This is a genomic window from Streptomyces sp. NPDC093064 (assembly GCF_044754605.1).
Lineage (GTDB): Bacteria > Actinomycetota > Actinomycetes > Streptomycetales > Streptomycetaceae > Streptomyces.
The window spans coordinates 1-19,877 of sequence record NZ_JBIVPK010000083.1 but is presented as its reverse complement, the minus strand read 5'-3'; the positions used below and the strand labels follow the sequence as shown (position 1 = coordinate 19,877).

Below are 19,877 nucleotides of genomic sequence, written 5' to 3'. Positions count from 1 at the left end.
CCACCCGCGCAATCCGCGACCAACCCCAACGAGCACTTCCACTCCTGGGCATCACCAACAACCCGGGAACCGAGGGAACTTGATCAAGCCCTGGGCAAAAACGGCACCGACACCCCCGCGCGCTCACCCCGCAGGAGGAGATACGGGTCCTCGATGTGCTCCACTCCCCGGAGTTCGCCGACATGGCGCCCGCCGAGATCTACGCGGTCCTCCTCGACCGGGGTGTCTACCTGTGCTCGGAGTCGACGATGTACCGGCTCCTGCGACGCCGTGGCGAGGTCCGTCAACGCCGCCGCCAGGCCGTCCACCCGCCCCGGACCGTTCCCGAGCTGGTCGCCGAGGGCCCGAACCGGGTCTGGAGCTGGGACATCACGAAGCTGAAAGGCCCGGTCAAGGGCGTCTACTACTGCCTCTACACGATCATCGACATCTTCAGCCGCTACACGGTCGGCTGGATGATCGCCGACCGGGGGAAAAAAGGACCTCGCCGAGCGGTTCCTGTCCGAGACGATCGCCAAGTACGGCATCCAGCCAGGTCAGTTGACGATCCACTCGGACCGCGGGTCCCCGATGGTCGCGCAGAACGTCGCCCAGATGATGGCCAGTCTCGGCGTCACCAAGTCGCATTCGCGGCCGAAGACGTCGAACGACAACCCGTACAGCGAGAGCCAGCACAAGACCCTGAAATACCGGCACGACTTCCCGGACCGTTTCGGATCCCTCGAGGACGCCCGGGCGTGGTGCACCCAGTTCTTCACCTGGTACAACGAGGAACACCGGCACTCCGGGATCGGCCTGCACACGCCCTACGACGTGCACTTCGGCCTCGCCGAACAACTCCGCGAGATGCGCGCCGACGTCCTCCAGGCGGTCTACGCGAAGCACCCCGAACGCTTCGTCCGCAAGCCACCGGAGCCCCCAAAACTCCCCGCAGCAGCCTGGATCAACAAGCCGGCACCAGACGGCCCACTGATCCCGGCACAGCGTTAGAACGATCTACCTGCCTTGATCGCTTTGACAGGTTCCGAGACGCGATGTCCGCGGCAGTGATCACACCGATGAGCGCAACAGGAATCAGTAGCAGCAAGTGGCTCGGCGGCCACGGCTGCCCGAGACCCGGCGGTTTCCATCGGTGGTCGCGACGACCCGATGGAGATGACTTCATGCCCAGGTACGCGCCGAACCAGCTCCCGCTGACCGTGCCCAGGAGGTACTTCGAACTGCGTAGAGGAGGCCTGAAAGGGGCAGCCGCTGCCCGCCAGGTGGGCGTATCCGTCAGCTGCGGGTCGGTGTGGTTCATCAAGGCTGGGAGCATGCTCCTGCCCGACAAGCCCATCGATGCCCGCTATCTGACCCAGGACGACCGGATCGCCATCGCCGACGGTGTACAGGCCGGCCGCTCCGCGGCCGCGATCGCCGACGAGCTCGGCAAGCACCGCTCCACGATCTACCGGGAGCTGCAGCGAGGCCGCAAGGCCGACGGGTCCTATAACCCCTGGTGGGCACACAACCAGGCGATCCTACGCAGACGACGCCCCAAGGAAGAGAAACTTCAGGCCAGTACGGCACTGCGCGAGTTCGTCAACGACAAGCTCCAGCAGCACTGGTCCCCGCAACAGATCTCGCGTCAGCTCGCCCGCCACCACCCCGGCGATCCGGTGCTGAATGCCTGTCCGGAGACGATCTACCGCGCCCTCTACAACGGGCTCCTCGACAAGCGCACCGCCAAGCTACGCACGGCACGCACCCGCCGCCGCAAGCAGCGCCGCGGCATACCCCCCTCAAGAACGCGATCCCGCACATGCGGCTCATTCACACCCGCCCCCGCGAGGCCGACGAGCGGAGCACAGCCGGTCACTGGGAGGGCGACCTGATCATCGGGAAAGGGTACGCCTCCGCGATCGGCACCCTGGTCGACCGGGCCACACGCTACGTCCGCCTCATCCACCTGCCCCACGGCTGGAAGGCCCCGCAGGTGCGCGACGCGCTCGTCGAGCAGACCGCAGAACTGCCGGCCACACTGCGGCGCACCCTGACCTCTGGGACCAAGGCCGCGAACTGTGTCTCCACGAAGAAATAGAAGACCTGACCGGCTTCCGCATCTACTTCTGCGACCCGCACTCGCCCTGGCAGCGTGGCACCAACGAGAACACGAACGGGCTGCTGCGCGAGTACTTTCCCAAAGACACCAACCTGAGCCGATACACACCGCGCGACCTCGCGCAAGTCGCCCGCCAGCTCAACGAGCGCCCCCGTTACGTCCTCGGTGACCGCACCCCGGCTGAGGCGATGCGAGACTGGTCAACAGCACTCGCTCACGACTGATTCGCAACGATCAGTGGAAACCGCCCCCACACGTCCCTGCCTGGAGTCCACGCCTTCCAGACTGCACCGCTACGGATCGCACCGCGACCGCAGGAGACCGGCGACAGCAGCAACCGCGCAGGGCGCGGGGACCCAACCGCCGTGATCAACCGCCTGCGGGTGCCCGTATCGCTCGTTCGGGTGCGTATCCCGTGCAGGTGTCAGCCCTGATGTCCAGGATTGACCTCGCGATGTGTTTCCTCGTGAAGGGTGAGAGAACATGCCGACGTACATCACGCTGCTGAACTGGACCGATCAGGGGGTCCGAGACTACAAGGACACCGCGAAGCGCGCCGAGACCTTCGGCGCAGCGGCACAGAAGATCGGGGCGAAGCTCCTGAACATCTACTGGACCGTCGGTCCATACGACCTCGTGGCCGTCGTCGAGGCACCCGACGACGAAACTGCCACCGCAGCACTCCTGCAACTCGGCGCGGTGGGCAACATCCGTTCCACGACTCTGCGAGCCTTCGGCCAAGGGGAGATGGAACGCATCATCGCCAAGGCGACTGGCTGACGACCTCCACTCACCGCAAGCGAAGGCGTCTGGTGAGCCAGCTGAGCAGGGCGCCTTACAACCCTGCTGAGGGGCCCGAGTGGGCCACCTACGTACAATTGACTTCCTCCCCGGGCTGAAGCCCGGGGATTCCCCTATGAGGGGGTTCGGCCGGTTGCCCGGCGTACGGGTTCCTGCTTCACGGACCGGCTGGTGCCGAGGTCTCCACAGGCTGAGACCGCATGTCCTGCGGCCTTGATGTTCTTCGCGGCGTTCACATCGGCATGGTCGCGGTATCCGCAGCCTGCGGCTTTGCACCGGAAGACCGCTTGGCTCTCGCGGTTTCCTCCGGTGACGAAGCCACAGGCGGAGCACCGCTGCGACGTGTACGCGGGATTGACTTTCACCACGCGCGTGCCCGTGTACCGGGCCACGTTGGCAAGGGCGAGTTCGAGGCGGTGCCACCCCTTGTCCAGGATGGCCCGGTTGAGCCCGGCCTTCTGGCGGACGTTGTGGCCGGGCGCGGCCACGGTGCCACACGCGCCGGCGGACATGTTCTTGATCCGCAGGTCTTCGAGGACCACCAGGGCATTCTTCGCCACGATCCGGGCGGCCCTCTGCGCGCAGAAGTCCCCACGCCGGTCCGACACCCGGGACATGATGCGGCCCATGGCCGTGATCGTCTTGTGCCGGTTCGCGCTGCCGCGCTTGGACCGGGCGAGGCGCTGTTGCAGACGCCGGTACCGGACGATCTCGCCGGCCGTGATGAACGGCCGGTCGTGGAAGTCGCCGTCTGAGGTGACGACGGCGGTCTTGACCCCCCGGTCGATACCCACGGCGGTACCGGGCATGGCGTGCTGCCCGGGAGTGGCCGCGTGGTCGTCCACGAGGAACGACACGAACCACCGGCCGCCTTTGCGGGACACGGTCGCGGAACGGATCTCACCACCGAGGGGGCGGGACCAGCGGAAGCGGACCCAGCCCAGCTTCGGCAGCTTGACCCGGCCCCACTTGCGCCCCAGCCGCTCCACGCTGATCTGCTGGGCGTCGGGGAACCGGAACGACGGCGACCAACGTGCCTTCGACCGCCACCGCACCGTGAACGTGCCGTGATCCCGGCAGGCCCGGTCCAGATCCTTGAGCGTCTGCTGCAATGCGTGCGACGGTGCCGCCTTCAACCACGGGTGCTCACGCTTGGCATCGGCCAACTCGGCGCACTGCGGCACGTAGTTCATCCACGCCCCGCGCCGCCCATGTTCCCGACGCTGCTCCAGCGCCGTGTTCCACACCGACCGGCAGATAGCGCCGAACTCCTCGCACATCTCCTCTTGCTCGGGCAAGAGATCGAGCAGGTAGCGGCGACCGGACAGCACGAGAACACCCCCCTTCGACCGGTGCGATCAACATAGTGCACGCCACTGACAACGCAGAGAACTCCGCCGCCGCGCGGCTCCGCACCAAGGAAGAGCTAACCCCGTCCTGAAGAACGGGGCTTACACTCAAGAGATCCGGTCAGGTCTACCACTTACCAGATACGGGCACTGCCGAGCGGCCTCGGCGGCCCACCGCGCGGGCGGGATGCGTGTCATGGCGGCCGCGGTCCTTCTCGCCGGTACCTGGCTGTGCTGGGCGTGCGCGGCCTCGACCGCGGCCGCCGCGATCACGGCAGCGTTGCGGACGCTGTGGTTGGCAAGCCAGCCGGCCAGGCGCGTCTTGCCGATCCGCCGCAGAGCGGCAGGGGTCAAGCCCCTGCTGGCTCACGTGTACTTCGTGGCCTTCGCGCACCCAGATGACCGCCGTCACCTTGCGGACCCTCTCCCTGAAGTCGGACCGCTCTGTCGCCTCTGCGGTGTCCACCCCCGAGCAGGTCCGCGTCGCCGGAGCTGCTCCGAGTCACCTTCGCCCCGAGCTGTTCGGTCGCCGCTGAACATGACTCCAACGGGCAGCAACGCAACCCATCGATGGCACCGTTCACCGGGATCCGCCTGCCCCAGGTGGATCCCGGGCGTCCGCCGCGTCGAGCCTCAGGCCAAGGCCCGGGCCATTCCCGGGCCATCGAGCTACAATCCGCCTCAATTGCGACCCTTTCCGCTGGTCAAAGATATGCGGGCCCTGCACCACCAGCAGACGAAGGAATCTGCTGGGAAGGACGTGCACCGCATCCAGCGCGGCGCCTCGCCCCACACACAGAAGCTGAAGAGCAAGGCTGGGCCTGGTCAGCCCGGTCACCTTCCACGCAACGACTCAGGGCCACTCAGCCCCCAGATGTCCGAGATCAACGGAGCGTAGTCAGCCGGGTGATGACGTGGTCTTTTAGTCAGCACCAAACCAGCACCGGAGTCAGCACGGCACCGTCAATTCACCCCTGACCACGCTTCCCGGACAGTCCTCGTTCGGCTCGCTTCTAGCCCCTGAATCACAGCTCCACGAGCGGGCATGGTGGCCGCGCTCATAGCCAGCCGCCAGACTATGTTGGCTCGCCACATGTGCGCCTGACGTGCCCCTTCCTAGCGTGTGCCGACACCTACCCCCGTCCCCACCGCACACGAGGAAGTGGCACCCATGGCCTCCCCACCGCCCGCTCCCCCGACGCAACCGGCCAACCTTCCCCGCATCGTCGCCGCCAGTCTCATCGGCACCACCATCGAGTGGTACGACTTCTTCCTGTACGGCTCGGCTGCCGCGCTCGTGTTCAACAAGCTGTTCTTCCCGGGCTCGGATCCGCTGGTGGGGACGCTGCTGTCGTTCCTGACGTATGCGGTCGGGTTCGCCGCACGGCCGCTGGGCGCGCTGGTGTTCGGGCACTACGGTGACCGGCTGGGGCGCAAGAAGCTGCTGGTGCTGAGCCTGCTCATGATGGGCGGGGCCACCTTCGCGATCGGGTTGCTGCCCACCCATGCGACGGTGGGCAGCGCGGCTCCGGTGCTGCTCACCGTGCTGCGTCTGGTCCAGGGATTCGCGCTGGGCGGTGAGTGGGGCGGGGCCGTGCTGCTGGTGTCCGAGCACGGGGACGCCCGGCGGCGCGGGTTCTGGGCCTCCTGGCCGCAGACCGGCGCGCCCGCGGGGCAGTTGCTCGCCACCGGCGTGCTGTCGCTGCTGACCGCGGTGCTGTCCGACAGCGCCTTCGGTACCTGGGGATGGCGCATTCCGTTCCTGCTCTCCGGTGTACTCGTCGTGGTCGGTCTGTGGATTCGCCTCTCCGTCGATGAATCGCCCGTGTTCCAGCAGGCGTTGGCGCAGGCCGAGGCCCGCAAGGCGGCGCAGGGCCGGACCGAGAAGCTGCCGCTGGTGTCCGTGCTGCGGCATCACTGGCGTGATGTGCTGGTGGCGATGGGGGCGCGTATGGCGGAGAACATCAGCTACTACGTGATCACCGCGTTCATCCTCGTCTACGCCACCACCTCCGCCGGTGTCTCCAAGCAGTCCGCGCTGAACGCCGTGCTGATCGCGTCCGCGGTGCACTTCGCGGTGATCCCGGCCTGGGGTGCCCTGTCGGACCGGGTCGGGCGCCGCCCGGTATACCTGCTGGGCGCTGCCGGGGTCGGTCTGTGGATGTTCCCGTTCTTCTGGCTCATCGACACCAGCGGCTTCGGCCACCTCGTCCTCGCGGTGACCGTGGGCCTGGTGCTGCACGGGGCCATGTACGCCCCGCAGGCGGCCTTCTTCGCCGAGATGTTCGCGACCCGGATGCGCTACTCCGGCGCCTCCATCGGCGCCCAGTTCGCCTCCGTCGCCGCGGGCGCGCCCGCCCCGCTGATCGCCACTGCCCTGTTGTCCGCCTACGGCAGCTCCACCCCGATCGCCTTGTACGTGATCGCGGCGGCCGTGCTGACGCTGATCGCGGTGGGAGTGGCCAAGGAGACCCGGCACCGCGACCTCGCCGACGTCGAGGCGTCCGCTGGCGCCGGGCCCACGGCCGCCCGCACCGCCGGCGCGCGTACCCTCTGATCCCCTCCCGCTCCCCCGGTCCGGCCGGCCCCCGTACGTCCGCTCGCGTACGGGGGTCAGCTCTGCGCCGGTGCCGACAAGCGGTGCAGGCGCAGGGCGAGTTGGATCTCCAGGGCGCGGGCCGGGGTCTGCCAGTCCTGGCCGAGCAGGCGGCCGACGCGCTCCAGTCGTTGGGCGACGGTGTTCACATGGACGTGCAGTGCGTCCTTGGTGCGGGCCGGGCTCATGCCGCAGGCGAAGTACGCCTCCAGGGTGCGTATGAGCTCCGTGCCGCGACGCTCGTCGTAGGCGGCGACCGGGCCGACGGTGCGGTCGACGAAGCCGGCGATGTCCCGCTCACCGGCCAGCAGCAGGCCGAGGAAGCCGAAATCCTGGGCGGCGGCCCCGTCGCCGGCCCGGCCGAGCAGCCGCAGGGCGTCGAGGCAGCGCCGCGCCTCCTCGTAGGCGGCGGCGACGGTCTCGGGGTGGGCGGCCAGGTTCTCGACGGGGGCGGAGGCGCCCACGGTGACCGCCTCGTGCACCCCGGTGCCGAGGTGACGGGCGGTTCTGCGGGCCAGTTGCGTGGCACTGTCCCCGCGGCGCAGCGGCAGCAGCAGCACCGTGCCGCCGTCGCGGGCGGCAGCCAGTCCGTGCCGGGTGGCGGCCAGGTGAACGGCCGCCGACCACAGGCGGTGACGGGCGGCGGCCTCCTGCTCGGCGTCGGCGGACGGGGCGTCGAGGCGGGCGGCGAGCACGACGTGCGTAGCGTCGAGGTCGGCGTGCAGCCGGGCGGCGCGCTCGCGCAGCAGGCGGGGATCCCGATCCCGGGCGTCCAGGAGGTCGTCCAGGAGCTCGCCGCGGACGCGCTGTTCGGCCTCGGCGGCGGACCGTCTGGCGAGCAGCAGCAGCGAGGTGACCATCGCGGCTCGCTCCAGCGTGCGCTGGTCGACGGGGTCGAGGCCGGGGTGGCCGCGCAGTACGAGCGCGCCGAGCAGTTCACCGCCCGCGGTGACGGCGGCGATCCAGTCCGAGCCGTACGGCACCGCGTGTCCCTCGGCCCGGGAGGCCTCCAGGGCGTCGGCGGGTGCGATGGCGGCCTCGGTGAACTCGACGACTCCGTCGAGCACTTGGGAGACGGCGGCGGCGACGTCGTGCACTCCGCCGCCGCGCAGGACGAGTTCGGCGAGCCGGTCGTGGACGTCCGAGGCGCGCTCGATGACGCCGCTGCGGTCGCGGATGATCTCGTTGGCCCGCTCCAGACCGGCGAGCGCCGAGCGGGTCTCGGTGAGCAGGTTGGCGCTGTCGATGGCCGCCGCGGCGAGGGCGGCGAAGGAGCCGAGCAGGGCGATCTGCTCCCGTTCGAAGACGCGGGCCCGCCGGTCGGCCGCGAACAGTACGCCGATCACCTGTGGTCCGAGCATGAGCGGCACGCCGAGGATCGCGACCAGGCCCTCGTCCCGCACACCCGCGTCGATGGTTCCGGTGTGCTGGAAGCGCGCGTCCTTGAAGTAGTCGTCGGTGACGTAGGGGCGGGCCGTCTGCGCGACCAGGCCTCCCAGCCCCTCCCCCATGCCCAGGCGCAGTTGCTGGAAGCCTGCGGCCACCGAACCCTCGGTGACGCGCATGTAGGTGTCGCCGCGGGCGGGGTCGTTGAGGGTGAGGTAGGCGACGTCCGTGCCGAGCAGCGAGCGGGCGCGGTGCACGATGGCCTGGAGCACCGCGTCCAGGTCGCGCAGCCCCGCCAGGTCGTGGGCGGTCTCGAACAGTGCCGACAGCTCCGCCTCGCGGCGCCGCCGGCCCTCCAGTTCCGCGCGGACGCGCAGGGCGAGCAGTCTGGCTTGTTCGAGCGCGTCGATCCACTCGGCCGACCGGCCCTCGGCGCGAGCGAGCAGCACCGGCTGTTCGTAGGCGGCGGTGGGCGCGCCCCGGGCCAGCAGCTCGAGAAAGGGGGTCTCGGCGCTACCGGCCGGAGTCCTGGCGGCGGAGCGCCGGGCCGACTGCACGTGATCACTGGACATGCCCACAGGATCACCCATCGCCCGGTCCTCTCATGGAGCCTGTGGAAAACCCGGATGCGAAGAGGAACCGAGCGATCGCGATCGGTCAGTGCGCGGTCCAGCCGCCGTCCAGGACCAACGAGGCGCCGGTGACGAAGGATGCCTGCGGGCCGCACAGGTACGCCACGGCCTCGGCGACCTCCACCGGTTCGAGCAACCGTTTGACCGCGCTGTCCTTGAGCAGCACCTCGGACAGCACGCGCTCCTCGGAGATGCCGTGGGCCCGGGCCTGGTCAGCGAGCTGCGCCTCGACCAGGGGAGTGCGCACATAGCCGGGGTTGACGCAGTTGGAGGTGACGCCGTGCGGGGCGCCTTCGAGGGCGGTGGTCTTGGACAGACCCTCCAGGCCGTGCTTGGCGGCCACGTAGGCCGACTTGTAGGCGGAGGCACGCAGGCCGTGCACGGAGGAGATGTTGACGATCCGGCCCCACCGCCGGTCGTACATGTGCGGCAGGGCGCCGCGGATGAGCCGGAAGGGCGCCTCCAGCATCACGGTGAGCACGGTGTGGAAGACCTCGGGCGGAAACTCCTCGATGGGGCGCACCAGTTGCAGCCCGGCGTTGTTGACGAGCACATCGGTCCCGGCGGCCGCCCGCTCGGCGGCGTCGAGGTCGGTGAGGTCGAGCACCAGCGGTTCGAGGGAGCCGGCCAGCGCGCTCGCCCGCTCGGCGAGCGCGTCCAGGCCCGGCGCGTCCCGGTCGACGGCTCTGACCCTCGCCCCGGCGGCGGCCAGCCGCAGCGCGCAGGCGCGGCCGATGCCGCCGGCGGCGCCAGTGACGAGCGCGGTGCGGCCGCCGAGGTCGAGCGAGGGGGTGTGCGGAGCGGGGAGGGGCGAGGTCATGGGGTGACCCTAGGCAGGCCGCCCGCGGCACCACATATGGGCACGGCCCATACTTCAGCTCAATTCCGTGGGGTTGAACCACGTGGGTGCATCGAACATGGCCTGCTTGATCCGGAACAGGCCGAACTCGTTCAGTTCGGGCAGCGCGTCCACGTCGAACCAGCCGACCTCCAGCGACTCGTCGTCGTTGACCCGTGCCTCGCCGCCCACGGCACGGCAGCGGAAGGTGATGTCCATGTACTGGCAGATGTCGCCGTTGCCATAGGTGACGGGTTCCAGCGCCTGGACCAGGATCACCCGCTCGGCGACGCAGTGCACCGCGGTCTCCTCGTGGACCTCCCGCACGGCGCAGGCGGCCGGCTGCTCGCCCGGCTCCGGGATGCCACCGATCACCGACCATTTGCCGGTGTCGGAGCGGCGGCCCAGCAGCACTCTGCCGTCGTCGTCGAAGACGATGGCGGTGACCCCGGGCAGCCACAGCAGCTGGCTGCCGGCCGAGGCCCTGATCGTACGGATGAAGTCGGGAGTTGCCATGGTGCCGACCCTAACGGCCGAGTGCCCCGGGCCATGGCGCGGTCCGGGGCATCCGGGGGGCGTACGTCCGGCGTACGGCTACACGTTCCGGGCGCGCCGCCCGCGCAGTCCGGCGCCGACGGCCCAGCCCAGGCCGCCGGCCGCGACCAGTACCAGGGCGAGCTCCGGCAGGGTGCCCAGCCGGGTGGCGGGCGTCTCGGAGGAGCGCAGCGGCACCTTCTGGACCAGGTAGCCGGGCACGAACATGCCGGTCTTCTGCGTGATCCGCCCGTCGGGCATGATGATCGCGCTGACCCCGCTGGTCACCGGGACGGTGACGGTACGGCTGTGTTCGACCGCGCGGATCCGGGACATGGCGAGCTGCTGGTAGGTCATCTCGCTGCGGTCGAAGGTGGCGTTGTTGCTCGGCACAGAGATCATCTGCGCGCCGGATATGACCGTGTCGCGCACGGCCCAGTCGAAGGCCGCCTCATAGCAGGTGGCCAGGCCCACCTTCGTGCCGCCGATGGTGAACACGCCCGGCTTGTCGCCCCGGCTGAAGTCCTGCCGGACCATCGACGTCCAGTCCTTGTTGATCGCCCCGAGCAGCGGGCGCAGCGGAAGGTACTCGCCGAACGGCTGGATCTGCCGTTTGTCGTACGTCTGGGTGGGCCCCTTGGCCGGGTCCCACAGGATCTGCTCGTTGAACAGTTCGCCGTTCCGCTCCACGACGCCGCCGACGGAGACCGGCACCCCGACCGACCTGGCGGCCATGCCGATGACGGCACGCGCGTCAGGGTTGACGAAGGGGTCGATATCGGAGGAGTTCTCCGGCCAGAGCACGAAGTCCGGCCTGGCGGCCTTGCCCGCCTTCACCGCCTGGGCCAGCCGTTCCGTCTCGCGCGCGTGGTAGTCGAGGACCGCACGCCGCTGGGCGTTGAACTCCAGGCCCGCCCGTGGCACGTTGCCCTGGACGAGGGCGACGGTGGCGGTGCCGTCCTCGGCCTTGTCGCTCACCAGGGGCCGGGCGGCCACCGCGCCCGCCACCGGGACGGCGACGCTCAGCAGGGCCGCCGCCGCGGCCGGACGCCGTACCGCTCCTCCGCGCCGCCTGCGCACCGCCAGGCGCACGGCCTCGCACAGGCCGAAGCCGCACAGGGCGACCGCGAAGCCCAGCACCGGGGTGCCGCCCACCGCGGCCAGCGGCAGGAACACGCCGTCGGCCTGCCCGAAGGCGATCTTGCCCCAGGGGAAGCCGTGGAACGGCACGCGTGCGCGTATCGCCTCGCCGGCGATCCACACGGCCGCCGCCCACAGCGGCCAGACGGGCAGCCGGGACACCGCCGCGGCACCCGCGCCCACCAGCGCGACGAAGACCGCTTCCACGGCGACGAGCGCCAGCCACGGACCGGGGCCGACCTCCACGCCGGTCCACACCAGCAGCGGCAGCAGGAATCCGAGGCCGAAGAGGTAGCCGAGACCGAGGGCTGCCTTCCAGGTGCGTCCGCGCAGTACCCCGCCGAAGACCGCGAAGGCGGGCAGCGCCAGCCACCACAGGGGGCGCGGGGGGAAGCTGAAGTAGAGGAGGACGCCCGACAGGGCTGCTGCGGCGGCGGGCACGAGCCGGAGGAGCCTCGCCCTCCAGGGCGCGGGCGCGGCCTGCGGTCGCAGCCGGTCCGACTCGTCGACGGAAGTTGCGGTGACGGTCACTCCGGGAGTGTACGGCCGGCCGTCCTCGAGGGACCGGCCAGGCCGCTCGGGCAGGTCAGGCCCGGCCACGGGCCGGCGGGTGGAGCCGGTCCCTGATCACGTGCACCGCCGTCTCGGCGTTGTCGATGGTGATCGTGAACGTATGGCCGTCCCACAGGCGCAGTACGACGCCCTCGCCGCGGCGTACGACGACCGCGGTGCCCTTCTCGGGCCGCCACCGGTAGCCCCAGCCGCCCCATTGGCGCGGGGTGACGTGGGGGGCGAACTCGGCGCCCGCGACATGGGCGAGCGGGATGCGGCGGCGCGGCAGGCCGATGTGCCCGCAGCGCACTTCCAGGCACTCGTGGTCGACCCGTACGGCGACGTGCACGAAGGCGAGGGTGCCGAAGAGGACCAGCAGCCCGGCCGCGATGCAGCCCACGACGGACATCACCAGCGGGGCGATGCCGGAGGTCCAGGCGGAGTCGACGGCCAGCTCGATGCCCAGTGCCATGCAGGCGGCGCCGGCGGGCGCCAGCAGCCACTGCATCCGGTTGGTGGCCCGTCCGGTCCACACCTCGGGATGGGAACTGTTCTCGGGATGGGGGTGGTCCCTCATACCCATGAGGTTACTCAGGTTTCGCTGCGCGGGTAGCGCGTCGCACAGGGTGATGGGACCGGGCGGCCGCACCCGGACGGGACGCGTCGGGTGGCCGGCCCGGGTCGCGGCCCGGGTCGCGGTCCGGGTCAGCGGGCGGGGGCGACCTGCTGGAGGAGTCGGCCTTCCGTGTAGGCCAGGGCCGGGGCGGGCAGGACGCCCTCCCGTCCGTTCAGCAGTACGGTCACGCCGCCCTCGGCCGCGGTCTCCGGTTCGGGCCGGGCGCCGATCCGGCGCAGCGCCTGGGCGGCGACGGCGCCCGCCGAGCCGTGCAGGGCCGGCGGCGGGCCGTCCGGGTGCCGGACCGCGGCCCGGATGCGGTCGGCGACCAGTTCGTAGTGGGTGCAGCCCAGGACGACGGTCGTCACATCCGCGGGGGTGAGCGCGGCGGCCGCGGCGACGGCCTCGTCGATCGCCGTCTGGTCCGCGTGCTCCACGGCCTCGGCGAGGCCCCAGCAGGGCACCTCGGCGACCGGCACGCCGTCGGCGAAGTCGCGGATGAGGTTCCGCTGGTAGGGGCTGCCGGTGGTGGCGGGCGTCGCCCAGATGGCGACGGGTCCGCCGCCGGCCGCGGCCGGTTTGATCGCCGGCACCGTGCCGATGACCGGCAGGTCCGGTTCCAGGGCGGCCCGCAGGGCGGTGAGCGCGTGCACGGTCGCGGTGTTGCAGCCGACGATCAGGGCGTCCGGGCCGTACGCGGCGGCGGCCTCGGCGACGGCGAGGGCGCGCTCGGTGAGGTCCTCCGGCGTGCGCGGACCCCACGGCATGCCAGCGGGGTCCAGAGAGAGCACGAGATCTGCGTCGGGGCGCAGCCGCCGTACCGCGGCGGTGGCCGCCAGCAGCCCGATCCCGGAGTCCATGAGCGCGATCTTCACCCGGCCACGATAGTCGATCCCCTCGAACAGGCCGCCCGGGTGGGGCAGACTGCGCGGGTGAGCGTGATCGAGTGGAGTGCCGTCGGATCACTCGCCGCCTGGCTGTGGCTGCTGCTCGGCCAGGGCTTCTTCTGGCGTACGGACGTCAGACTTCCACCCCGCGAGGACCCGGCCCCGGGCGATTGGCCGTCGGTGTGCGTCGTCGTCCCCGCGCGGGACGAGGCCGGCGTCCTGCCGGAGAGCCTTACCTCCCTGCTCGCCCAGGACTATCCGGGCCGGGCGGAGGTCTTCCTGATCGACGACGGCAGCCGCGACGGCACCGGGGAGCTGGCCCGCGAACTGGCGCGGCGGCACGGCGGGCTGCCGCTGACCGTGGCCTCACCGGGTGAGCCGCCCGCCGGCTGGACGGGCAAGCTGTGGGCGGTACGGCACGGCATCGGCCTGGCACGCGCGCGTGGGCCCGCCTACCTGCTGCTGACGGACGCCGACATCGCCCATGCCCCGGACAGCCTGCGCCATCTGGTGGCGGCGGCACGCACCGGGGGCTTCGACGTCGTCTCGCAGATGGCCCGCCTGCGCGTCAAGAGCCGGTGGGAGCGGCTCGTCGTACCGGCCTTTGTCTACTTCTTCGCGCAGCTGTACCCCTTCCGCCGGATCGGCCGCCGCGGGGCGCGGACGGCGGCGGCCGCGGGCGGCTGCGTGCTGCTGCGCGCCGAGGCCGCCGAGCGGGCGCGGATCCCGGACGCGATCCGGCAGGCGGTGATCGACGACGTGGCCCTCGCCCGGGCCGTCAAGGCCGGCGGCGGCCACATCTGGCTGGGGCTGGCCGAGCGGGTGGACAGCGTGCGCCCCTATCCGCGGCTGCGCGACCTGTGGCGGATGGTCTCGCGCAGCGCCTATGCGCAGCTGCGCCACAACCCGCTGCTGCTGCTCGGCACGGTCGCCGGGCTGGCGTTGGTGTACCTGGTGCCGCCGGTGGCGCTGGCCGTGGGCCTGGCGGCGGGCGACGCGGGGGCGGCGCTCGCCGGTGGTCCGGCCTGGCTGGTGATGGCGGCGACGTACGTCCCGATGCTCCGCTACTACCGGCAGCCTCTGTGGCTCGCTCCCCTACTGCCGTTCACCGCGTTCCTCTATCTGCTGATGACGGTCGACTCGGCGGTGCAGCACTACCGGGGCCGCGGTGCGGCCTGGAAGGGCCGCACGTACGCGCGTCCGGACGCCGTGCCCGACGAGGGGTGAGCGGGTGACCGTTCACTTGCGGCCGGGGGTCCAGTTCATGCCCCAGCCGTAGGCGCGGTCGATGGTGCGCTGCGGGCTCATCCCGCGTTCGGGCACCAGGTAGCGGGCCTCCCGCTGGACCACGAGGTCGCCGCCGGTGTTGGTGATCAGGGCGAGTGCGCACACCGTCGAGGGCACCGTGCACTCGTCAAGAGAGAAGTCGACGGGGGCGCCGTGCTGCGGCTGGAGGGTGACCGTGGCGTGCAGGTCGGCGAAGGAGCGGGCGCCTTCGTAGATGGTCACGAAGACGAGGATGCGGCGGAAGTCTCCGCTGTGGTCGAGGTTGATGGTGAGGTTCTCGCCGTCGGCGACAGCGCCGGTGCGGTCGTCGCCGTCGAGGTGGATGTACGGCGGCTGGTGCAGCGCGCCGAAGGCGTTGCCGAGGGCCTGGACGACGCCCTTGCGGCCGTCCGACAGCTCGTAGAGGGCGCACAGGTCGAGGTCGAGGTCTCTGTGCATGGCCACCGCACGGCCGCGCTTGCTGCCCCAGCCGGAGAACTGTTTGCGCACCTCCCAGTTGAGGTTCACGCGCATGGCGCCCGCGGTTCCGCCCTGCTTGGTCAGCGACACCGAGGGGGCCGCCTTGGTGAGCGTCACCTTGCTCAGGCGGACCGGGGCCGCGGCGGGCGTGGGCGTGGGCGTGGGCGTGGCGAACGCGGGCAGGGTGGGCGCGGGTGCGCCGAACGGCGACGCGGGTGAGCCGGACGGCGGCGCGGTGACCGGGGGCGCGACCGGCGGCGGGAGGGGAACCGGCGGTCCGACCGGCGGGGGCGTGGCCGGGAAGGGGGCCGGCGCGGGTGGCGGCGGCGCCATGCCGGATGCCCGCGGGGCAGGGGGCGGCGGCGTGTGCTGCGGTTCGTCCACGGTGATGCCGAAGTCCGTGGCCAGGCCCTCGAGACCGCTGCCGTAGCCCTGGCCGACGGCCCGGAACTTCCAGGCGCCCTGACGGCGGTAGAACTCGCCGAGCACGAACGCCGTCTCGACACTCGCGCCGGTGCTGTCGAACCGCGCGGCCACCGTGCCGCGAGCGGCGTCCCGGACCTCGATGTAGAGGCCGGGCACCTGTCCGAAGGTGCCGCCGTCGGCGGAGGCTGCGAGCACCACCTTCTCGATCGAGGGCTCCACGCGCGCGAGGTCGACGAGCAGAGTGTCGGTCTCCAGGCCGCCGAGGGTGTCCTTGCCCTCGTACCGGACCGCGCCGGAGGGGTGGGCCGGCTGGTTGTAGAAGACGAAGTCCGCGTCGGAACGCACCTTTCCGCCCACCAGCAGCAGCGCCGAGACGTCCGCGTCGGGAATGCCCGGACCGGGGCGCCAGCCCACCTCGACGCGCAGGGCGGTGGCGGGCACCGGCGTGTTGGACCCCTTCGGCATGGACATCTTTCGCCCCCATCACATGTCGGACAGGCCGTGGCCCCGGCAGTCCGTCGGCTCGCTACCCGACCAACCTAAGCCCGACGACACCGAACTCCCATGAGAAGCACCGGAACACGCCTGGCCGACCGCCGGTAACCCGGCCCGAAGATCGGCTCATACACCATCCGAGCCTTGCTCGATGCCCCTTTTTAGCCAAGTTCGCTCATATTGGGGACCTCACGTCACTGCCGACACGGAAAACAACCTTCTTATCGGTCTCCCCAACCAGCACATCGTGGGCTTTACTTATGGCCATGACCTCCCCCCGCTCCAGTTATGGCGGCGGCTACTACTCCGCCTCCTTCCCGGACACCCCGATCTACGACTCGCTCGTGGCCGAGCGAGGAACCCCGCAGATCGCCCCCATCCGTGTTCCGGCGCCGTACGACACGGGCAGCCACCTGACCGCGGGCGGCCCGATGAGCACCGGCAGCAACCTGCCCGCGCTGCCCTCGGCGCTGCCCGCCCTCCCGGCGGCCCCGCCCCAGCCCTCCTACGGCTACCCGCAGGCGCCGCAGCCCGTCCCCCCGCAGCCGGCGCCCACGCCCTACATCCCGCAACAGGCCTCCGCGCCGCGCGGGTATCCCGGCCCGCAGCAGCCGCAGCCACCACGCCCGATGACGAGCGGCACCGGTTACGAGGCCATGCGTCCCGCGACCCCGCGGCCCGCCCCGGCGCCCTACCAGGACCCGTACGGCAACCAGCAGTACCGCGGTTACTGATCCACTCCAGGGCCGTCCGCTCCCCGGCTGTCCGTGCCGCCTGGCAGGATGAGGCCATGGGGAACGCGGAACTGCACGCGCTGCACATCCACCCGGTCAAAGCACTGCGAGCCGTCCCGCTCGCAGAAGCCGTCGCCCAGCCCTGGGGGCTGGCCGGGGACCGGCGCTGGGCGCTGATCGACGACGGGGGAAAGGTCGTCACGCAACGCCAGCAGCCGCACCTCGCGTTGGCCGCCGCCGAACCCGAGCCCGGTGGCGGCCTCCGCCTTTCCGCACCCGGACTCACCCCGTTCACGGTCTCCGTCCCCGCGCCGGGCGACACGGTGACCCTGGAGATCTTCGGCGAGAAGGTGGAGGCCGTCCCGGCGGACGACGCCACCCACGCCTGGTGCAGCAGCCTCACCGGGAACAACGTCCGCCTGGTCCACCTGGACGACCCCGCCACGCGCCGGCCCGTCGACCCGGCCTACGCCCTGCCGGGCGAGACAGTGACCTTCGCCGACGCCTTCCCGCTGCTGCTCACCACGCTCTCCTCCCTCGCCTCCCTCAACTCCCTGATCGCCGAGGGGGATCACGCCGACGAGGGCCCGCTGCCCATGAACCGCTTCCGGCCCAATGTCGTGGTGGCCGGCACCCCCGCCTGGGCCGAGGACGACTGGTCGCGCATCGCGATCGGGGAAGTCCCCTTCCGGGTCGCCAAGATGTGCGGACGGTGCGTGGTGACCACCACCGACCAGACCACCGGCGCCCGCGGCAAGGAACCGCTGCGCACCCTCGGCCGCCACCGCCGCTTCGGAGGCGAACTGGTCTTCGGTCAGAACCTGGTGCCCGAGTCCACCGGCACCATCCGGCTCGGCGACCCAGTCACCGTTCTCGAATGACCTCGGGCCACGGGCGGGAACCCCGGAGCGGGGACAGGTCGTTCGGCTTTCGTGAGGAGTTCGTGAGAATGCCCGGCCCGAGGTGATTTCCCTCTCTCTTCGGCCGGCGAGGGGGCGAACTGTTCCGGCCGGGGTTATCACGGAGGGGGAAGGGGGGTGCGGTAACTGTGCGAGCAATCAGCGGACTCTGGCGCTGGCGGCACAACCCGCTGCGGCGCACGACCGACCTCGTCGAAGCCTGGGTGGCCCTGGCCGCGCTGCTGCTCATCCTGGTCGCCGCCCCCGTGCTCGGCTCCCTCACCGGTTCCCTCGCCCAGCACGCCCTTCAGCAGTCCGTGCGCGAGCAGCGCCAGTCCCGGCACCCGGTGGCGGCCACGGTGGTGCGCATACTGAACCGGCCGGATCCCGACCCGGAGATCACCACGGGACGGGAGCTGCGCAGCCGCGTCCTCGCCGACTGGACGGCCCCGGACGGCACCCGGCAGCACGGCCCGGTCACGACGAGCCTGAGGTCCCCCCACCCCGGCGACCACTTCACGCTGTGGACGGACGGACACGGCCGTACCGTGACCCGCCCTCTGGACTCCACGACGGCCACGACCCATGCGGTGCTGGCCGGTTGCGGCGCGGGCATGCTGGCCGCCGGCCTGGTGGAGGGGATACGCCGGCTGATCGTCTGGCGCCTGGTCCGCCGGCGGTACGCGCGCTGGGACCAGGCCTGGGACCGCGCGGGCCCGGACTGGGGCCGTACCGGCACCGGCAGCTGACGGCCTTTGGGCTCTGTTGACTTCCTCCCCGGGTTGAAGCTCGGGGATTCCCCTATGAGGGGGTTCGGCCGGTCGCCCGGCGTACGGGTTCCTGCTTCACGGACCGGCTGGTGCCAAGGTCTCCACAGGCTGAGACCGCATGTCCTGCGGCCTTGATGTTCTTCGCGGCGTTCACGTCGGCATGGTCGCGGTATCCGCAGCCTGCGGCTTTGCACCGGAAGACCGCTTGGCTCTCGCGGTTTCCTTCCGTGACGAAGCCACAGGCGGAGCACCGCTGCGACGTGTACGCGGGATTGACTTTCACCACGCGCGTGCCCGTGTACCGGGCCACGTTGGCAAGGGCGAGTTCGAGGCGGTGCCACCCCTTGTCCAGGATGGCCCGGTTGAGCCCGGCCTTCTGGCGGACGTTGTGGCCGGGCGCGGCCACGGTGCCACACGCGCCGGCGGACATGTTCTTGATCCGCAGGTCTTCGAGGACCACCAGGGCATTCTTCGCGACGATCCGGGCGGCAATCTGCGCGCAGAAGTCCCCACGCCGGTCCGACACCCGGGACATGATGCGGCCCATGGCCGTGATCGTCTTGTGCCGGTTCGCGCTGCCGCGCTTGGACCGGGCGAGGCGTTGTTGCAGGCGCCGGTACCGGACGATCTCGCCGGCCGTGATGAACGGCCGGCCGTGGAAGTCGCCGTCCGAGGTGACGACGGCGGTCTTGACCCCCCCGGTCGATACCCACGGCGGTACCGGGCATGGCGTGCCGCTCGGGCGTGGCGGCCTGGTCGTCCACGAGGAACGACACAAACCACCGGCCGCCTTTGCGGGACACGGCCGCGGAACGGATCTCACCACCGAGGGGGCGGGACCAGCGGAAGCGGACCCAGCCCAGCTTCGCAGCTTGACCCGGCCCCACTTGCGCCCCAGCCGCTCCACACTGATCTGCTGGGCGTCGGGGAACCGGAACGACGGCGACCAACGTGCCTTCGACCGCCACCGCACCCTGAACGTGCCGTGAACCCGGCAGGCCCGGTCCAGATCCTTCAGCGTCTGCTGCAACGCGTGCGACGGCGCCGCCTTCAACCACCGGTGCTCACGCTTGGCATCGGCCAACTCGGCACACTGCGGCACGTAGTTCATCCACGCCCCGCGCCGCCCATGTTCCCGACGCTGCTCCAGCGCCGTGTTCCACACCGACCGGCAGATAGCGCCGAACTCCTCACACATCTCCTCTTGCTCGGGCGAGAGATCGAGCAGGTAGCGGCGACCGGACAGCATGACAACACCCCCCTTCGACCGGTGCGATCAACCTAGTGCTGCTCCGCGTTAGTTCGTGGAGGGTGGTGTGGTCCAGGCGGTGGGGTCGTTGAGGTAGAGGCCGCAGGCGCAGTCGAGCGCTTCTTC

At 71.0% G+C, this 19,877-nt stretch carries 18 protein-coding genes and 1 pseudogene; 10 read left to right on the top strand and 9 right to left on the bottom strand.

The genetic code is table 11. From position 1 onward, the window contains the following. Window positions 1–92: 92 nt before the first annotated feature. The 5 genes and pseudogenes from ACIQFZ_RS41035 to ACIQFZ_RS41015 all read left to right on the top strand — a co-directional run. Window positions 93–990: pseudogene (locus ACIQFZ_RS41035) on the top strand (IS3 family transposase); the annotation flags it as partial. Between the two features lie 173 nt (window positions 991–1,163). Beyond that, window positions 1,164–1,874, top strand: coding sequence for a transposase (locus ACIQFZ_RS41030; RefSeq protein WP_402693713.1), 711 nt, complete (start codon window positions 1,164–1,166; stop codon window positions 1,872–1,874). Then, complete coding sequence (locus tag ACIQFZ_RS41025; protein WP_402693716.1) at window positions 1,802–2,080, top strand: transposase; 279 nt, start codon at window positions 1,802–1,804, stop codon at window positions 2,078–2,080. The genes ACIQFZ_RS41030 and ACIQFZ_RS41025 overlap by 73 nt, the downstream gene beginning before the upstream one ends. After that, the gene (locus tag ACIQFZ_RS41020; RefSeq protein WP_402693715.1) at window positions 2,059–2,325 is read left to right on the top strand and encodes an IS30 family transposase; all 267 of its coding nucleotides are present in this window, start codon (window positions 2,059–2,061) and stop codon (window positions 2,323–2,325) included. The genes ACIQFZ_RS41025 and ACIQFZ_RS41020 overlap by 22 nt, the downstream gene beginning before the upstream one ends. 259 nt (window positions 2,326–2,584) lie before the next feature. Next, window positions 2,585–2,881, top strand: coding sequence for a GYD domain-containing protein (locus tag ACIQFZ_RS41015; RefSeq protein ID WP_402693712.1), 297 nt, complete (start codon window positions 2,585–2,587; stop codon window positions 2,879–2,881). A 134-nt stretch (window positions 2,882–3,015) separates the two neighbouring features. Here ACIQFZ_RS41015 and ACIQFZ_RS41010 read toward each other — a convergent pair whose 3' ends face one another. Next, window positions 3,016–4,233 carry an RNA-guided endonuclease InsQ/TnpB family protein gene (locus ACIQFZ_RS41010; protein ID WP_402693711.1) on the bottom strand — a complete coding sequence of 406 codons (1,218 nt, stop codon included), beginning with the start codon at window positions 4,231–4,233 and terminating at the stop codon, window positions 3,016–3,018. 1,189 nt (window positions 4,234–5,422) lie between these two features. Here ACIQFZ_RS41010 and ACIQFZ_RS41005 point away from each other — a divergent pair. After that, window positions 5,423–6,808, top strand: coding sequence for an MFS transporter (locus tag ACIQFZ_RS41005; RefSeq protein ID WP_402693710.1), 1,386 nt, complete (start codon window positions 5,423–5,425; stop codon window positions 6,806–6,808). Between the two features lie 56 nt (window positions 6,809–6,864). On the opposite strand, the gene ACIQFZ_RS41000 is transcribed toward ACIQFZ_RS41005, so the two are convergent. The 6 genes from ACIQFZ_RS41000 to ACIQFZ_RS40975 all read right to left on the bottom strand — a co-directional run bounded on the left by ACIQFZ_RS41000 (window position 6,865) and on the right by ACIQFZ_RS40975 (window position 13,420). Next, the gene (locus ACIQFZ_RS41000; RefSeq protein ID WP_402693709.1) at window positions 6,865–8,805 is read right to left on the bottom strand and encodes a helix-turn-helix domain-containing protein; all 1,941 of its coding nucleotides are present in this window, start codon (window positions 8,803–8,805) and stop codon (window positions 6,865–6,867) included. 85 nt (window positions 8,806–8,890) lie between these two features. After that, on the bottom strand, window positions 8,891–9,685 hold the full coding sequence (locus ACIQFZ_RS40995; protein WP_402693708.1) for a 3-hydroxybutyrate dehydrogenase: 795 nt from the start codon (window positions 9,683–9,685) through the stop codon (window positions 8,891–8,893). Between the two features lie 54 nt (window positions 9,686–9,739). Continuing rightward, a complete protein-coding gene (locus ACIQFZ_RS40990; RefSeq protein WP_365427333.1) occupies window positions 9,740–10,219 on the bottom strand; it encodes an NUDIX domain-containing protein in 480 nt (159 codons plus the stop codon). 78 nt (window positions 10,220–10,297) lie between these two features. After that, window positions 10,298–11,908, bottom strand: a complete 1,611-nt coding sequence (gene lnt / locus ACIQFZ_RS40985; RefSeq protein WP_383063064.1) for an apolipoprotein N-acyltransferase — start codon at window positions 11,906–11,908, stop codon at window positions 10,298–10,300. Window positions 11,909–11,963: 55 nt separating this feature from the next. After that, the gene (locus ACIQFZ_RS40980) at window positions 11,964–12,506 is read right to left on the bottom strand and encodes a hypothetical protein (protein WP_376404107.1); all 543 of its coding nucleotides are present in this window, start codon (window positions 12,504–12,506) and stop codon (window positions 11,964–11,966) included. A gap of 128 nt (window positions 12,507–12,634) precedes the next feature. Further along, window positions 12,635–13,420: an aspartate/glutamate racemase family protein gene (locus ACIQFZ_RS40975; protein WP_365427341.1), complete on the bottom strand. Its 786-nt coding sequence runs from the start codon at window positions 13,418–13,420 to the stop codon at window positions 12,635–12,637. A gap of 39 nt (window positions 13,421–13,459) precedes the next feature. Between ACIQFZ_RS40975 and ACIQFZ_RS40970 the strand changes: the two genes are divergently transcribed. After that, a complete protein-coding gene (locus ACIQFZ_RS40970; RefSeq protein ID WP_402693707.1) occupies window positions 13,460–14,659 on the top strand; it encodes a glycosyltransferase in 1,200 nt (399 codons plus the stop codon). 12 nt (window positions 14,660–14,671) lie between these two features. On the opposite strand, the gene ACIQFZ_RS40965 is transcribed toward ACIQFZ_RS40970, so the two are convergent. Beyond that, the gene (locus tag ACIQFZ_RS40965) at window positions 14,672–16,069 is read right to left on the bottom strand and encodes a TerD family protein (RefSeq protein WP_402693714.1); all 1,398 of its coding nucleotides are present in this window, start codon (window positions 16,067–16,069) and stop codon (window positions 14,672–14,674) included. Between the two features lie 296 nt (window positions 16,070–16,365). Here ACIQFZ_RS40965 and ACIQFZ_RS40960 point away from each other — a divergent pair, with 296 nt between their 5' ends. The 3 genes from ACIQFZ_RS40960 to ACIQFZ_RS40950 all read left to right on the top strand — a co-directional run bounded on the left by ACIQFZ_RS40960 (window position 16,366) and on the right by ACIQFZ_RS40950 (window position 18,481). After that, window positions 16,366–16,833 carry a DUF6643 family protein gene (locus ACIQFZ_RS40960; RefSeq protein WP_365427345.1) on the top strand — a complete coding sequence of 156 codons (468 nt, stop codon included), beginning with the start codon at window positions 16,366–16,368 and terminating at the stop codon, window positions 16,831–16,833. Between the two features lie 56 nt (window positions 16,834–16,889). Next, a complete protein-coding gene (locus ACIQFZ_RS40955) occupies window positions 16,890–17,714 on the top strand; it encodes an MOSC domain-containing protein (protein WP_383063055.1) in 825 nt (274 codons plus the stop codon). Between the two features lie 167 nt (window positions 17,715–17,881). Next, the gene (locus ACIQFZ_RS40950) at window positions 17,882–18,481 is read left to right on the top strand and encodes a hypothetical protein (protein WP_365777436.1); all 600 of its coding nucleotides are present in this window, start codon (window positions 17,882–17,884) and stop codon (window positions 18,479–18,481) included. A gap of 52 nt (window positions 18,482–18,533) precedes the next feature. Here the strand turns inward: ACIQFZ_RS40950 and ACIQFZ_RS40945 are convergent, their stop codons facing one another. Next, window positions 18,534–19,751 (bottom strand): RNA-guided endonuclease InsQ/TnpB family protein, encoded by a 1,218-nt coding sequence (locus ACIQFZ_RS40945; protein WP_402693706.1) that lies wholly within the window; start codon window positions 19,749–19,751, stop codon window positions 18,534–18,536. Between the last annotated feature and the right edge of the window lie 126 nt (window positions 19,752–19,877).

Excerpts from the sequence above, each read along its gene's own strand:
- ACIQFZ_RS40965 (WP_402693714.1), bottom strand. The coding sequence starts at position 16,069 with ATGCCGAAGGGGTCCAACACGCCGGTGCCCGCCACCGCCCTGCGCGTC.
- ACIQFZ_RS40960 (WP_365427345.1), top strand. The coding sequence starts at position 16,366 with ATGACCTCCCCCCGCTCCAGTTATGGCGGCGGCTACTACTCCGCCTCC.
- ACIQFZ_RS40955 (WP_383063055.1), top strand. The coding sequence starts at position 16,890 with ATGGGGAACGCGGAACTGCACGCGCTGCACATCCACCCGGTCAAAGCA.
- ACIQFZ_RS41030 (WP_402693713.1), top strand. The coding sequence starts at position 1,164 with ATGCCCAGGTACGCGCCGAACCAGCTCCCGCTGACCGTGCCCAGGAGG.
- ACIQFZ_RS40945 (WP_402693706.1), bottom strand. The coding sequence starts at position 19,751 with ATGCTGTCCGGTCGCCGCTACCTGCTCGATCTCTCGCCCGAGCAAGAG.
- ACIQFZ_RS41015 (WP_402693712.1), top strand. The coding sequence starts at position 2,585 with ATGCCGACGTACATCACGCTGCTGAACTGGACCGATCAGGGGGTCCGA.
- ACIQFZ_RS40990 (WP_365427333.1), bottom strand. The coding sequence starts at position 10,219 with ATGGCAACTCCCGACTTCATCCGTACGATCAGGGCCTCGGCCGGCAGC.
- ACIQFZ_RS41000 (WP_402693709.1), bottom strand. The coding sequence starts at position 8,805 with ATGTCCAGTGATCACGTGCAGTCGGCCCGGCGCTCCGCCGCCAGGACT.
- ACIQFZ_RS41005 (WP_402693710.1), top strand. The coding sequence starts at position 5,423 with ATGGCCTCCCCACCGCCCGCTCCCCCGACGCAACCGGCCAACCTTCCC.
- ACIQFZ_RS41025 (WP_402693716.1), top strand. The coding sequence starts at position 1,802 with ATGCGGCTCATTCACACCCGCCCCCGCGAGGCCGACGAGCGGAGCACA.
- ACIQFZ_RS40980 (WP_376404107.1), bottom strand. The coding sequence starts at position 12,506 with ATGAGGGACCACCCCCATCCCGAGAACAGTTCCCATCCCGAGGTGTGG.
- ACIQFZ_RS40995 (WP_402693708.1), bottom strand. The coding sequence starts at position 9,685 with ATGACCTCGCCCCTCCCCGCTCCGCACACCCCCTCGCTCGACCTCGGC.